Origin of the sequence: Bradyrhizobium erythrophlei, from assembly GCF_900129505.1 — a bacterium.
Taxonomy (GTDB): Bacteria; Pseudomonadota; Alphaproteobacteria; order Rhizobiales; family Xanthobacteraceae; genus Bradyrhizobium; species Bradyrhizobium erythrophlei_D.
On record NZ_LT670818.1, the window covers coordinates 4,407,055 to 4,419,389 of the forward strand.

Here is a 12,335-nt window from a genome sequence, read left to right on the forward strand (position 1 = left end):
CCCGGCTGTTCTGGTCGGCCGGTAAGGGGATGCTATGAGATCGATCGACGGTCGACATCGGGAAAGTTAGGTCGCGGAATCGGGAAAAAGTCCCGACAGCGTGAACTAGGTAGGTTCAAGTGCGTGGGATTGCTGCATTCCGCAGGGAATCAGAGCCTCCACAGTGACACCATGGCTTGTCGATGCCACGGTCATCGAGCCGCCCAGCGCCAGCACCCGCTCGCGCATGCCGAGCATGCCGAACCCCTGCTTGTGATCGGCCGGCAGCCCGGCGCCGTTGTCGCGCACGCTCACCGTGATCGCCTCGGTCTCGCCGGCTCCCGTCCGCCGGGGTAGCGCGGGCTCGACACGGATGTCGACGCGGGTCGCGCGGGCGTGCCGGAATACGTTGGTAAGAGCCTCTTGAATGACGCGATAGATCGTCAGTTCCGCCGTCTCGCCGCGCGCCCCGAGCGACGGCGAAATCGAGGTTTCGATCACGACATCGGGGTTGGCTTCTCGCCAAAGCCGCATCAACGCGGCAAGCGCATCGGCGAGCCCGAGTTCCGCCAGGCCGACGGGCTGCAGTCGCTCGAGGACGCGCCGATTGGATTGCTGCAGTGCGTTCACCTGGTCAGCCATGGCGCCGATGTGCTTGCCCAACGCGCCGAGATCGGGCTCGGTCGTGCCGGCCAGCCGCGTCAGCGAGGCGGCGTGCGCGCGCAGTGCAAACAGATAGGGGCCAAACTCATCGTGCAGGTCGCGCGCAATCTCCTTGCGCTCTGCATCCTGCAACGAGACCACGCGCTCTGCGAGCTGACGCTTGTCCTCGACCGTCGTCTCAAGAACGGAGGCGAGGTGGTTGAGTTTACGGCAGATCGCGGCCAGCTCGGGCGAGCCGCTGGGGCTGACCGGTGTATCATAGACGCCCGCCTCGATAGAGCTCATCGCATCCGCAAGCGAGGTGATCGGCTCCAGCGCCCGGTTGACGACCGTCATCGTAATCAACAGCAGCGCCGCTGCGATCGCCGATCCGACTTCGATCTGGGTGACGATGCCGTCCCATATCTCGGCTATTTCGTCGGTCGGGTGCGAGGTAATGACAAGCGATCCCAGGGATCGCCCATTCACGGCGATCGGTACCGCAACAGTCGTCTGCTCCGGGTGAATGAGAGCGAGAAACCACTCGGGCACCTGCGGCGGCTCGCCCCTTCCGCCTGATGCTGCGGACTCGACCGGCGTGCCGGCCTTGGCCGGATCGTACTCCCGGGTGATGCTGACATGGCGCAGTTGTTTCAGGCCCTCAACAATCCTGTCGAGCCTTGCCTCTGGATCGGATGCGTCATTGAGATCCGACACCAGGGGCTCGACGAAACCGCGCGCCAGCCTGACCACGCTCTGGTCTTCGGCCGCCACGCGCGGGGCAGCCTCCAGAAGCAGCCGTGCGATATTGATGACCAGCCCGAGCACCATCACCAGCGCCAATAGCGTATTCAGCCGTGCCCGCAAGGAGAGCTTCTGCCACATTCCCATGCCCGACTCCGGCCTCTGAATTGCTGCATGAACCGCTAAACGTTGACAGCCAAAAACGGCGGCTATCTAATTGAACCGTACCGCACTTCCTCCGGAAGGGCATAGCGCGAAGCTATGGGAGACGAATAGCGCGGATGTCGACATGGATGTGCTGCGCGGTTTGTATTGCGTTGCAAAAACTGTTTTTCGCGACTTGGCGATGGGGCCTTCCGATCGATGTCGATGCGTATCCTGATCGTTGACGACCATCCGATCGTTGCGTCGGGTTGCCGCGCGCTGCTGGCGGGCGATCCCGATATCGCCGTTCTGGAAGCCTCGGACGCCGAAAGCGGCGAGGCGGCGTTCGTCACCGAGCGGCCCGACATCTGCGTCCTCGATATCAATCTGCCGGGCGTCTCGGGTTTTGAGCTGGCTCGGAGAATTCTGGCGCGCGATGGATCGGCCCGCATCATCATGTTCAGCATGAACGACGACCCGATCTTCGCGGCGCGTGCCATCGAAACCGGCGCAAAGGGCTATGTTTCCAAGTCCGGCGACCCCGGCGATCTCATCGAGGCCATTCGCAAGGTGGGCGAGGGCGGGGTATTCCTGCCGTCCGCGATCGCTCAACGCATCGCATTTTCCGGGCCGGGATTGGCCGAAAACCGTCTTGCCAAATTGACGCAGCGCGAGATCGAGATTTTGCGCCTGTTGGGCGCCGGCAAAAGCCTGTCCGAGATCGCGTGGCTGGTGCATTCATCCTACAAGACGATTGCAAATACCTCTTCCCTCATGCGCCAGAAGCTTGGCTTGCGCTCATCCTCCGAGCTCGTGCGTTTCGCGATCGAGAGCCGGCTGCTGTGAGCTGACAAGCTAGCCGCGCCCGGCATCGATCCTGGCCTCGGAGACCAGATCGTGCATTTCATCGCCGATCGATGCGATGACGTCCCTGCTGCGTTTTCCCCGCGGCGGCGGCAGCGATTTCTCGGCGATAATGCGGGCTGGCCGGTCCGAGAGAAAGAACAGCCGGTCGGCCAGCTGGATGGCTTCGGCCAGATGATGGGTGACGAACAGGGTCGTCACCTCGGTCCGTGTCGTCAGTGCCACGAGTTCGTCGCGCAACCGGGTGGCTGTGGCTTCGTCGAGCGATACGAAGGGCTCGTCGAGCAACAGGAAATCCGGCCGCACTGCAAAGGCCCGGGCAATGGCCGCGCGCCGCGCAAGTCCCAGCGACAATTCGCCCGGATACCGCGCCATGTGGGAGCCAAGGCCCAGCGTCTCGACCAGCTCCGTCAGATCGGCGTTCGCCTCGCTCGCCGGCAGCGCAAGCCGGATGTTGTCTTCGACCGTCCGCCAGGGCAAAAGGCGCGGCTCCTGAAAGACCATGCCGAGACGGCCAGATCCGGGGGTACGCAGCTCGCCGCGGAAATCCGCATCCAGCCCGGCTGCGATCTTGAGGATGGTCGTCTTGCCGCAGCCGGAAGGGCCGATCAGCGCACCGAACGATCCTGCTTCGAGTCGAAGCTTGAGGCCACGAACCACTTCCACCGACGTGCCGTCGGCCGAAAGGTAAATCTTCGCATCGATGCGAAGCTCAAGCGGGGCGGCGTCGCCAGCGGATTGCGCGTCGTTCAAGCGGTTGTACCAGAAAACCTTCAGTCACAAGCATCAGCGCGATGAAGGATATGGCATAACTCAGTATCTTGGCCATGTCGAACAGCGAGAATGCCGAACCCAGCACGAACCCCACGCCGTTCGGGCGTCCGATCAACTCGACCACCAGCACGATTTTCCAGACGATCGAGAGGCCGGAGCGCGAGCTGGCCGCCAGATAGGGCGCGAGCTGCGGTATCACAACGTGGCGAATTCTCCTGATCCAGCTGAATTTAAAGGCCTTCGCCATTTCGTCGAGATCGGGGTCGAGCGCGCGCGCGCCCTCGCGCATGACGACGGTCACATTGGGCAGCTTGTTGACCGCCACGGCCAGGATCGCGGCGGTTTCGTTGAGGCCGATCCAGATGTAGGCGAAAATGATCGTGACCAGGGCCGGCATATTGATCAGCACGACGAGCCATGGATCGGCGTATCGATCGATGGCCGTCGAGCGGCCCATCGCATAGCCTGCGATGGTGCCGAGGACCATCGCGATCGCGAAAGAACCGGTCACGCGTGCGAGCGTGCAGCTCATTTGAAACGGCAATTCGCCGGAGCGGAGGTCGGTGAGGATGGTAGCCCCGATCGTCAGCGGTCCCGGCAGCAGCCGCGATTGAGCCAGTGCCGCCGCGACGGCCCAAACGGCGACCATGGCGACCAGCGAAAGAATTCTCGGCAAAGCTCACTCTCCGCTCGGGGTCGGTTGATAATAAAGGCCCGAATCAAGCACCTGCGATGGACCCACCAGTTCAGGGCCGCCGATGCTCGCGAGCGCCTTGAACAGCGCGCGCGCATCCGCTTCTTCCGCGGCGACCGGCCGTCGGGGTATCCCCTCCCTGGTGCGGTCACGATACGCCTTGAACGTCCAATCATCCTCCGCCCTCATCAGCGGGCGCAGCGCATCCCATTCCTCGTCCGATCGCAGCAAGATGTCGTTGGCCGCCTGCGCCGCCGCGATGAAGCGGTCGATCGTGTTCCTGTGGCGTTCGGCGAATTCCTCGGAGAACGCGTAGCCGACCATCGCCACCGGTTCGCTCAATCCGAATGAGGCCTGCGCATCGCGCACGTCGAGCAGCCGGCGATAGCCCTGAGCCTCGAGCCTGGCGCAAAAATTCCAGAAATTTAGACCGGCTTCGGCTTCGCCCTGCAGCAATTTCTGGAAGATCAGCGGCGGGGCACCGTACGCGACGGTCGCCTCGCGCTTGAGATTAACGCCCTGACGGATCGCGGCCGCCTGGACAATCAACCAGCTCTTGTCGAGCGGGCCGCCCGCGACGGCGAGAACCTTGCCCTTGAGATCGCCAAGCGTCCGCAACGGTGAATCGCCCCGTACCATGATGGAGCCGACCGCGCTGGAATAGGGATAGAACAGCAATTTCGCGCCGAGGGCGCGCGTCCGCGCAGCCCACAGCCAATCGACGACGGCGAGATCCACCGAACCGCTGTTGAGCGCGAGCTTGCCCGCGTCGGGCGACGCATATTCGCTGATCTTCAAATCAAGGCCGGCTTTGGCGGCAAGGCCGTGGCGGCGGATCACGTCGAGTTGCCAGGCGAATGTCCCGGTCGTTTGCAGGCCGATGCGCAAGGTCTCGTTGGCCAGCATCGGAGTAACCCCGAGCACGACGCAGAGCGTTACGAAGATTCTCAACATTCACGCTGCTTCCAGGTGACCGGACTTTGCTGCGCAGCACAAGAGATCGCGGGTTTGATGATGGCTTCCAGCCCCGCCATTCTTGCGAGAAATCATCCATCACTACAAGCTGGAACTACTCGGGACTATCTGATGGTACGATGCCGAAGGCGTTCGATTCTCAATGTGTGCCACGAAGGGCTACGTAAGCTGCCTGAAGTGCGGTTAGGATGCTGCCATGGCGGGGGCATCGAAACGCTTTGCTAGGGCGGCAAGACGGGCGGCAGAATCCTGCCTGCTGCTGGCGCTTGCGACACTTCCGACCGGCGCCCGCTGCGGCACCATCGAGACCGAGCATCTGTTCGGCTTCACCATCGGAAGCGATGTCGGGGACGTCGGGGAAAGAGAGCTGGAGGGTTCCGTCACGGGCCGATTCGCAAAGCGGAACGGATTGTACGGGGCGACCGAAAGCACGATGTCCGCGGAGTTCGTGCCGATCGCCAATCTTCGAACCGAGATTACCGGTGCCGTCGTTTCCTATGACATTGCCGGGGTGAGCGGGCTCGCCGATCAGCGCTATGCGGCGTTCGGAGGCCTGTCCGCCGATATCCGCTACCGGTTGCTTGATCGCGCGAGCGCGCCGTTCGGCCTTGCGGTCGGCGCCGAGCCGCATTGGGGCCGGGCCGATGAGGTAACCGGCGAACCCGGCAGGCAATACGGCGTCGACTTTGTCGCGGCCGCCGATTGGGAGATCGTTCCGGATCGCGTCGTCGCGGCTTTCAATCTGCTCTACCAGCCCGAAACCATGCGCTCGAACATGACCGGCACCTGGTCGCAGGAATCCACGGCCGGCATTGCGTTTGCCGTGATGGCGCAGGTCCGTTCCGGGATCTTTGTTGGCGGCGAAGCGCGCTATTTGCGCAAGTACGACGGCCTTGGGCTGGATGCGCTCGCCGGGCAGGGCTTTTTCATCGGGCCGACGATCTATGTCAAACTCTCCGAGAAGGCCTGGATCACGGTGGCGTGGAGCGCGCAAGCGGCCGGCCAGGCTACGGCATCGTCAGCCGGTGCGCTCGACCTCGTCAATTTCGAACGGCGCCAGGCGCGGGTCCTGTTCGGCGTGAACTTTTGAGCATGCGTCTGCGCCATCACGGCCTCGCGTCAGCGCGGGCATGCCTTGCTTCTATTTCGCGCAGTCCTTGAGAGTTTTTTCCTCGATGGTGAAGACCGCGCCTGTCCTGACTTCGATATTGGGAACCACGCAGGTCCGCCCGCTTTTGTCGGCAAATTTGACGTCATATATGCCGGGCGCCGTGTCGGTGATTTTCAGGCGCTCGTCGTGATCGACGGTGCCATCCCGATCGTTGTCGGCCTGGTTGCGGCCCCAATCGTTCTTGCCAGCTGGGGAAAGCTGCAGTGAGGTGATGGTATTGGCCGTCAGGTTCCAGAACCTTGTGTCTTTTGCCGACGCCGCAATCGGAACGAAAGCTAAAACGAAGACCATCAACGCGGTCGTCCTGGCCATTGTTCTTGTCCTCCCAAATGTTGGGCGCCAATTTTTCCCGGTGAACCGGTCAGGCGCCATCGTGTCGTCGGAACTGTTGGATTGATTGGGCAACCGTTCGATCATGCCTTTAGCCGTGCGGCGTGCCAGCGCAGGTGATCCGCCATGAAGGTCGATACAAAGTAATAGCTGTGGTCGTAGCCGGGCTGGCGGCGAAGGAGCAGGGGAATGCCCGCCACCGAACAGACGCGCTCCAGAAGTTCCGGGCGAAGTTGCACAGTCAGGAATTGATCGGCGTCGCCGACGTCGACCAGGAGATCGGAAAACCTCGCGCCGTCCTCGATCAGAAAGACCGTATCGTGCTTGCGCCACGCATCGCGGGCCTCGCCGAGGTAGCCACCGAGCGCCTTGACCCCCCATGGTACTTGCGATGGCGCGACGATGGGCGAAAAGGCGCTGGCGGCGCGGTAGCGATCCGGATGTCGCAGCGCAATGGTCAGTGCGCCATGTCCGCCCATCGAATGACCCAGGATCGATTGCCGCTTTTGATCGACGGGAAAATGGCCGGCGATCAGTTCGGGCAGTTCTGCCGTCACATAGCTCCACATGCGGTAATTGCGCGCGAACGGCGCTTGCGTGGCATCGACATAGAAGCCGGCGCCCAAACCGAAATCGTAAGCGCCGGCGGGATCGCCGGGCACGTCGTCGCCGCGCGGGCTGGTGTCCGGCGCGACAAAGATCAACCCCAATTCAGAACAGGCCTGGCGAAATTCTCCCTTCTCGGTGACGTTGGCGTGGGTGCAGGTCAGACCCGACAAGTACCAGACCACCGGAAGCTTCGCGCCCGCCTGGTGCGGAGGGACAAAGACCGAAAAGGTCATGTTCGTCCCGGTCTCGCGGCTCGCGTGCTTGTAGACGCCCTGGACCCCATCAAACGACCGGTTTGTCGAAACGGTTTCGAGCGTCATGGCAAAAGAACTCCAGCGCCGCAGGCCGCGGGACCATGGGGCAAAACTGACTATAGCTCGGCGGGTGACTTACACCAGCCGAGCCAGCGACAGTGTAGCCTGGTCAGGCGGCCTTGGGTTTCGACTTCGCCACATGGGTGGCGATCGCGTCCATCAGCGCCGGTGACAGGCAATCATAGGGTTCGAGCCCGAGCTCCCTAAGGCGCGAACGGATCCCGTCCATCTCGGAAGGGTCGACGCCGGACTCGATCACCGAGGACACGAACGCCGCAAATCCAGGTGCCGCGGAGCCCTGCTCCTGGAACAGCTCGGGATGGATGAAGTCCAGCCCGTAGAACGGGTGCGCCTTGTTCTCGATGCGGCCGTACATATGGGTGCCGCAGACCTTGCAGGCGTGCCGCTGGATCGTCGCGGAGGCATCGATGATGTGAAGCTTGTCGCCGTTCTCGAGAACGGTCACGTTGTCCCGCGGCACCACCGCCACCACCGAGAAAATCGCCCCGTCGGGTTTCCAGCACTTGGTGCAGCCGCAGGCGTGATTATGCGCGACGTCGCCCCTGACGCCGACCTTGACCGGCTTGTCCTGGCATTTACAGACCAGGGTTCCGCCGGCAAAGCTGCCCGAACCCTGCTTCACTCCGCTATCAACCGACGGATGGATGTGAACAGTCATAACCAATCCTCCCTTGTGTTTGACGACTTTGATTTAGAACTCAGAATCCGTTCGATTTAGAACACGACGACCGAACGGATCGACCTGCCTTGGTGCATCAGGTCGAATCCCTTGTTGATCTCCTCGAGTTTGAGCACGTGGGTGATCATCGGGTCGATCTGGATCTTGCCGTTCATGTACCAGTCGACGATCTTCGGCACGTCGGTACGGCCGCGCGCGCCGCCGAACGCCGTGCCCTTCCAGACCCGGCCGGTCACGAGCTGGAATGGCCGGGTGGAAATTTCCTTGCCGGCTTCCGCCACCCCGATGATGACCGATACGCCCCAGCCGCGATGACAGGCTTCCAGCGCCTGGCGCATCACGTTGGTATTGCCGGTGCAATCGAAGGTGTAATCGGCGCCGCCGTCGGTCAGCCCGACCAGATGGGCGACGATATCGCCATCGACCTTGGACGGGTTGACGAAATGGGTCATGCCGAAGCGGCGTCCCCATTCCTCCTTGCTGTCGTTGAGGTCGACGCCGACGATCTTGTCGGCGCCGACCATCTTCGCGCCCTGGATGACGTTGAGGCCGATGCCGCCGAGCCCGAACACGACGACATTGGCGCCGGGCGTGACCTTGGCGGTATTCACCACCGCGCCGACGCCGGTCGTGACACCGCAGCCGATATAGCAACTTTTGTCGAAGGGCGCGTCTTCGCGGATCTTTGCCACCGCGATTTCCGGCAGCACGGTGAAGTTCGAGAAGGTCGAGCAGCCCATGTAGTGGAAGATCGGCTTTCCCTTGGTGCTGAAGCGCGAGGTGCCGTCGGGCATCAGCCCCTTGCCCTGGGTCGCCCGGATGGCGGTGCAGAGGTTGGTCTTTTGACTGAGGCAGCTTTTGCACTGCCGGCATTCGGGCGTGTAGAGCGGGATCACATGATCGCCTGGCTTGACCGACATGACGCCGGTTCCGACCTCCCGGACGATGCCGGCCCCTTCATGGCCGAGGATCGAGGGGAAGATTCCCTCGCTATCGAAACCGTCGAGCGTGTAGGCGTCGGTGTGGCAAATTCCCGTCGCCTTGATCTCGACCAGGACTTCGCCCGCCTTGGGGCCCTCCAGGTCGACCTCGACGATTTCAAGCGGCTTCTTCGCCTCGAACGCGACTGCGGCGCGTGTTTTCATTTGCCGTTCCTCCCCTCATAGTTTTTTTCTTCTTGATCTGGGCTTTTTACGGTCTTGCAAAATTACGGTCTTGGAAAATTACGGTCTTGGAAAATTACGGTCTTGGAAATTCCTCGTCCGGTTGGCAATCTGCTTATTGACCAAGCCGCTCGCTGACGACGCAACATGTTCAAGACGCAATATATTCACAGCGTCATGCGTCTATGCCGTAGAAGATCAGGCGCAAGATCGCGAGCAAGTATGTCTTTTAAACATTACACGCTTACGTTCGATGTCAAGGCCGCTGGCCTGACAGATATCTCCATGGAAGAACCGGTCGCTCAGGTTGCGATGCGGCATGAATTGCTCGACCAACCCGATGAAATGATTCAGCGGCGAGGCCGCGGCACCATGTTTCGCGGCTGGGCGCGGCAAGTGAGCCGCGATTTGATCTTTCCAGAATCCGGCGATCCCCGGAAAGTTTTCGTTCGAGTTTGAAACGTAAGGATGATTTTGTGCGTATTATGGCGAAGGCATGTTTTGAATGGAGGACAGTTTGATTGAAATCATCCTGACCGTTTGCGCCATCGCCAATCCCAACAATTGCGAGGAGAAGGCGCTTCAATTCGCCTGGGACGGCTCGATCAACCAATGCATGATCGCGGCGCAACCTTATATCGCGCAATGGATCGGCCAGCATCCCGCATGGGTGGCAAGGAAATGGACCTGCGATTACCCGGGCAGCAGGAAGCATCAGATTTGACAGTCCAGCATGGGCATGTGCCCAAGCGTGGCGGCTCGGCGCCGGCCGGGCCTTCGTCGACGGTTTGACGTTACCGATTTTCAGTTCGCGCCAAAGGCGACACCCCACGGCAATTCGCCGACCTGAATGGATTTGATGACCTTCAGTCCCGCCACGTCGATCACCGAGACGTCGTTGGAGACGCCGTTGGCCACGACAAGATATTTTTCGTCCGGCGTAAAAGCGCCGTGCCAGACTCTCTGGCCGACCAGCAGGTATTTCAGGACGGCGTGAGTGACACCATCGACCACCGCGACCCGGTTGGCGGGGCCGAGATCGATGAAGCCGAGCTTGCCGTCCTTGGTGATGTTGATGCCGACCGGCTGGATTGCCTCGGATCGCAGGCCCGGAATTTCGAACTTTACGGTCTGCTTGAGCTGGCGCGTGGCCGGATCGATGATCGCGAGGTCGCCGCCGATCTCCGAGCTTACCCATAGTTCCGATCCGTCGGCCTTGTACGCCGAAAAGCGAGGACGAGAGCCGACCAGCAAATTGCCGACGATCTGGCGGCTTGTGGTGTCGATGAAATGAACCATGCTGGTCGTTTCCGACGTGCATATCAGTGTTTTGGAATCCGGGCTGACGGTCATGCCCTCGGGCTCGATGCCGACCGAGACCTCGCCGACGGACGCCCGCTTCTGAAGGTCGATCACGGTCACCATCGCGTCATTTTCGTTGGCGACATAGAGCAGCTTGCCTGCCGGATCGATCGTGAATTGTTCCGGGTCGGGACCGGACGGCAGATCGCCGGCGCTGTTGAAGGTCTTCGCGTCAAAGACCTGGATGATGTCATCGTCGCCGAGGGCGACATAGACCAGCTTGCCGTCACGGGAGACTTCGATACCGCGCGGGCGCTGCCCTGTCTTGATGGTTGCGATCGTCTCCATCTTGTCCGTGTCGATCACGGAGATGGAATTGCCTTTTTCGTTGGAAACATAGGCAAGGAAGGCAAAAGCGGAACCGGCCGAGAGAGAGAGCCCGAGCAGGGAGAGGCCAAGTGCCGCAGCCAAGCGCAAATCGATCATGTAGTGGCCTCCAACGCCTCAGGTCCGCACGATGCAGGCATTGTTTGCCCGCCGAGAACGCTCAGTCTATCTGACGCTGATCCGCTGAAATAGACAATCGTCCCATGGTCAAACGGAACCAACGCACTCGCCGCTTCGTTGCGCTGCTCGGTAAATGGAGTACCCTGATCGTCGCGAGAAATGTTGCGATGCAATCGAGCCGCACAGCTTGCACGACGAGCATCGCATTGGAGGCGTGGTTTGTTCCGGATTCTGTTTGCACTCTGCGCTCTCGTAATCTGGAGCGGGGCCGGGCTCGCCGACCAGCCGCTGGAAATCAAGATCGGTTATCTCCATCAGGCGCCGTCGCGAATCCGGATATCGCTGATCGATGTGCCGGCGGCCAACGATGGCCTGGCCGGCGCGCAATTGGCGACCGAAGACGATAACGCCACCGGACGCTTTCTCAACCAGCATTATACGCTGCTCGATAAGCTGGTCGGCGAGGGCGATGATCCGGTCGCGGCCATGAATGCGCTGGCCGATCAGGGAGCGTCGTTCATCGTGACGAGCCTCGATGCGGGCCGGCTGCTCAGGGTTGCCGACGCGGGTCAGGCGCGCGGCGAAACATTGATCAACGTATCCGCCTTGGACGAACGCCTGCGCGAGCAGGATTGCCGCGGCAATGTCATCCATGTCGCGCCGACGCGGTCCATGCTGGCCGACGGGCTTGCGCAATATCTGGTGTGGAAGAAGTGGCGCAAATGGATGCTGCTGGTGGGCTCCCATGAAAACGACGGCCTGTTTGCCGACGCCTTGCGTCATGCCGCGACGCGGTTCGGAGCCAAGATCGTCGAAGAGAGGGTATTCAAGGACAATGGCGGCGCACGGCGCACCGACAGCGGGGTCGCCGAGATTCAGCGGCAGATGCCGGTGGTGACGCAAGGTGCGGCAGACCATGATGTGCTGGTAGCGGCCGATGAAAGCGAGGTTTTCGCGGGCTACCTGCCGTACCGGACGTGGGATGCGCGCCCCGTCGCCGGTTCAGCAGGGCTCGTCCCCACCACATGGGATGCGGCGTTCGATCAATGGGGCGCCGTGCAACTGCAGAATCGCTTCACAAAGACCTATCAGCGCGCGATGACGGCGCTGGACATGCAGGCCTGGACGGCGGTTCGCATGATCGGCGAGGCCGGTGTCCGAGGCGGCTCCGGCGAGCCCGGCAAGATGCTCGCGTATATCAAGAGCCCGGACTTCTCGGTCGCAGCCTTCAAGGGCCAAAAACTGACGCTGCGCGACTGGAACCTACAACTGCGGCAACCGATCCTGCTGTTCGACGGCCGGAATACGGTATCGGTGTCGCCGCAGGAGGGTTTCCTTCACCAGGTATCGGCGCTCGATACGCTCGGCCTCGATCGCCCCGAAACCAAGTGCAAATTCAAGTGAAGAGGCCTGGGCCAATTTG

General features: G+C 61.6%; 14 protein-coding genes. 5 read left to right on the forward strand and 9 right to left on the reverse strand.

The features are described 5' to 3' along the window. Positions 1-105: 105 nt before the first annotated feature. A complete protein-coding gene (locus B5525_RS20435; RefSeq protein ID WP_079567604.1) occupies positions 106-1,506 on the reverse strand; it encodes a histidine kinase in 1,401 nt (466 codons plus the stop codon). A gap of 228 nt (positions 1,507-1,734) precedes the next feature. Here B5525_RS20435 and B5525_RS20440 point away from each other — a divergent pair, with 228 nt between their 5' ends. Then, entirely contained in the window at positions 1,735-2,355 is a 621-nt protein-coding gene (locus B5525_RS20440) for a response regulator transcription factor (RefSeq protein ID WP_079573606.1), read from the forward strand. Positions 2,356-2,364: 9 nt separating this feature from the next. On the opposite strand, the gene B5525_RS20445 is transcribed toward B5525_RS20440, so the two are convergent. The 3 genes from B5525_RS20445 to B5525_RS20455 are packed head-to-tail and all read right to left on the reverse strand — an operon-like array spanning position 2,365 to position 4,795. Next, positions 2,365-3,126, reverse strand: coding sequence for an ABC transporter ATP-binding protein (locus B5525_RS20445; RefSeq protein WP_079567605.1), 762 nt, complete (start codon positions 3,124-3,126; stop codon positions 2,365-2,367). After that, complete coding sequence (locus B5525_RS20450; RefSeq protein WP_079567606.1) at positions 3,086-3,823, reverse strand: ABC transporter permease; 738 nt, start codon at positions 3,821-3,823, stop codon at positions 3,086-3,088. Before B5525_RS20450 ends, B5525_RS20445 begins: the two co-directional genes overlap by 41 nt. A gap of 3 nt (positions 3,824-3,826) precedes the next feature. Beyond that, positions 3,827-4,795, reverse strand: coding sequence for an ABC transporter substrate-binding protein (locus B5525_RS20455; RefSeq protein ID WP_079567607.1), 969 nt, complete (start codon positions 4,793-4,795; stop codon positions 3,827-3,829). Between the two features lie 217 nt (positions 4,796-5,012). Here B5525_RS20455 and B5525_RS20460 point away from each other — a divergent pair, with 217 nt between their 5' ends. Beyond that, on the forward strand, positions 5,013-5,906 hold the full coding sequence (locus tag B5525_RS20460) for a hypothetical protein (RefSeq protein WP_079567608.1): 894 nt from the start codon (positions 5,013-5,015) through the stop codon (positions 5,904-5,906). Positions 5,907-5,957: 51 nt separating this feature from the next. On the opposite strand, the gene B5525_RS20465 is transcribed toward B5525_RS20460, so the two are convergent. From B5525_RS20465 to B5525_RS20480, 4 genes are all read right to left on the reverse strand, one after another. Then, entirely contained in the window at positions 5,958-6,404 is a 447-nt protein-coding gene (locus B5525_RS20465) for a hypothetical protein (RefSeq protein ID WP_244567974.1), read from the reverse strand. Beyond that, the gene (fghA, locus tag B5525_RS20470; RefSeq protein ID WP_079567610.1) at positions 6,401-7,246 is read right to left on the reverse strand and encodes an S-formylglutathione hydrolase; all 846 of its coding nucleotides are present in this window, start codon (positions 7,244-7,246) and stop codon (positions 6,401-6,403) included. Before fghA ends, B5525_RS20465 begins: the two co-directional genes overlap by 4 nt. Positions 7,247-7,349: 103 nt before the next feature. Continuing rightward, a complete protein-coding gene (gene gfa, locus B5525_RS20475) occupies positions 7,350-7,919 on the reverse strand; it encodes an S-(hydroxymethyl)glutathione synthase (protein ID WP_079567611.1) in 570 nt (189 codons plus the stop codon). A gap of 56 nt (positions 7,920-7,975) precedes the next feature. Beyond that, positions 7,976-9,085: an S-(hydroxymethyl)glutathione dehydrogenase/class III alcohol dehydrogenase gene (locus B5525_RS20480; protein ID WP_079567612.1), complete on the reverse strand. Its 1,110-nt coding sequence runs from the start codon at positions 9,083-9,085 to the stop codon at positions 7,976-7,978. A gap of 240 nt (positions 9,086-9,325) precedes the next feature. Here B5525_RS20480 and B5525_RS20485 point away from each other — a divergent pair, with 240 nt between their 5' ends. Both B5525_RS20485 and B5525_RS20490 read left to right on the forward strand, forming a co-directional pair. Next, the gene (locus tag B5525_RS20485) at positions 9,326-9,562 is read left to right on the forward strand and encodes a hypothetical protein (RefSeq protein WP_079567613.1); all 237 of its coding nucleotides are present in this window, start codon (positions 9,326-9,328) and stop codon (positions 9,560-9,562) included. A 58-nt stretch (positions 9,563-9,620) separates the two neighbouring features. Further along, positions 9,621-9,827 carry a hypothetical protein gene (locus B5525_RS20490; protein WP_425305278.1) on the forward strand — a complete coding sequence of 69 codons (207 nt, stop codon included), beginning with the start codon at positions 9,621-9,623 and terminating at the stop codon, positions 9,825-9,827. An 80-nt stretch (positions 9,828-9,907) separates the two neighbouring features. Here B5525_RS20490 and B5525_RS20495 read toward each other — a convergent pair whose 3' ends face one another. Next, positions 9,908-10,891 (reverse strand): PQQ-dependent catabolism-associated beta-propeller protein, encoded by a 984-nt coding sequence (locus B5525_RS20495; protein ID WP_079567615.1) that lies wholly within the window; start codon positions 10,889-10,891, stop codon positions 9,908-9,910. A gap of 240 nt (positions 10,892-11,131) precedes the next feature. On the opposite strand from B5525_RS20495, the gene B5525_RS20500 reads away from it, so the two are divergent. Beyond that, positions 11,132-12,316: an ABC transporter substrate-binding protein gene (locus tag B5525_RS20500; RefSeq protein ID WP_425305279.1), complete on the forward strand. Its 1,185-nt coding sequence runs from the start codon at positions 11,132-11,134 to the stop codon at positions 12,314-12,316. Positions 12,317-12,335 lie beyond the last annotated feature (19 nt).

Excerpts from the sequence above, each read along its gene's own strand:
- B5525_RS20485 (WP_079567613.1), top strand. The coding sequence starts at position 9,326 with ATGTCTTTTAAACATTACACGCTTACGTTCGATGTCAAGGCCGCTGGC.
- B5525_RS20455 (WP_079567607.1), bottom strand. The coding sequence starts at position 4,795 with ATGTTGAGAATCTTCGTAACGCTCTGCGTCGTGCTCGGGGTTACTCCG.
- B5525_RS20480 (WP_079567612.1), bottom strand. The coding sequence starts at position 9,085 with ATGAAAACACGCGCCGCAGTCGCGTTCGAGGCGAAGAAGCCGCTTGAA.
- B5525_RS20460 (WP_079567608.1), top strand. The coding sequence starts at position 5,013 with ATGGCGGGGGCATCGAAACGCTTTGCTAGGGCGGCAAGACGGGCGGCA.
- B5525_RS20495 (WP_079567615.1), bottom strand. The coding sequence starts at position 10,891 with ATGATCGATTTGCGCTTGGCTGCGGCACTTGGCCTCTCCCTGCTCGGG.
- B5525_RS20440 (WP_079573606.1), top strand. The coding sequence starts at position 1,735 with ATGCGTATCCTGATCGTTGACGACCATCCGATCGTTGCGTCGGGTTGC.
- gfa (WP_079567611.1), bottom strand. The coding sequence starts at position 7,919 with ATGACTGTTCACATCCATCCGTCGGTTGATAGCGGAGTGAAGCAGGGT.
- B5525_RS20465 (WP_244567974.1), bottom strand. The coding sequence starts at position 6,404 with ATGATCGAACGGTTGCCCAATCAATCCAACAGTTCCGACGACACGATG.
- B5525_RS20435 (WP_079567604.1), bottom strand. The coding sequence starts at position 1,506 with ATGTGGCAGAAGCTCTCCTTGCGGGCACGGCTGAATACGCTATTGGCG.
- fghA (WP_079567610.1), bottom strand. The coding sequence starts at position 7,246 with ATGACGCTCGAAACCGTTTCGACAAACCGGTCGTTTGATGGGGTCCAG.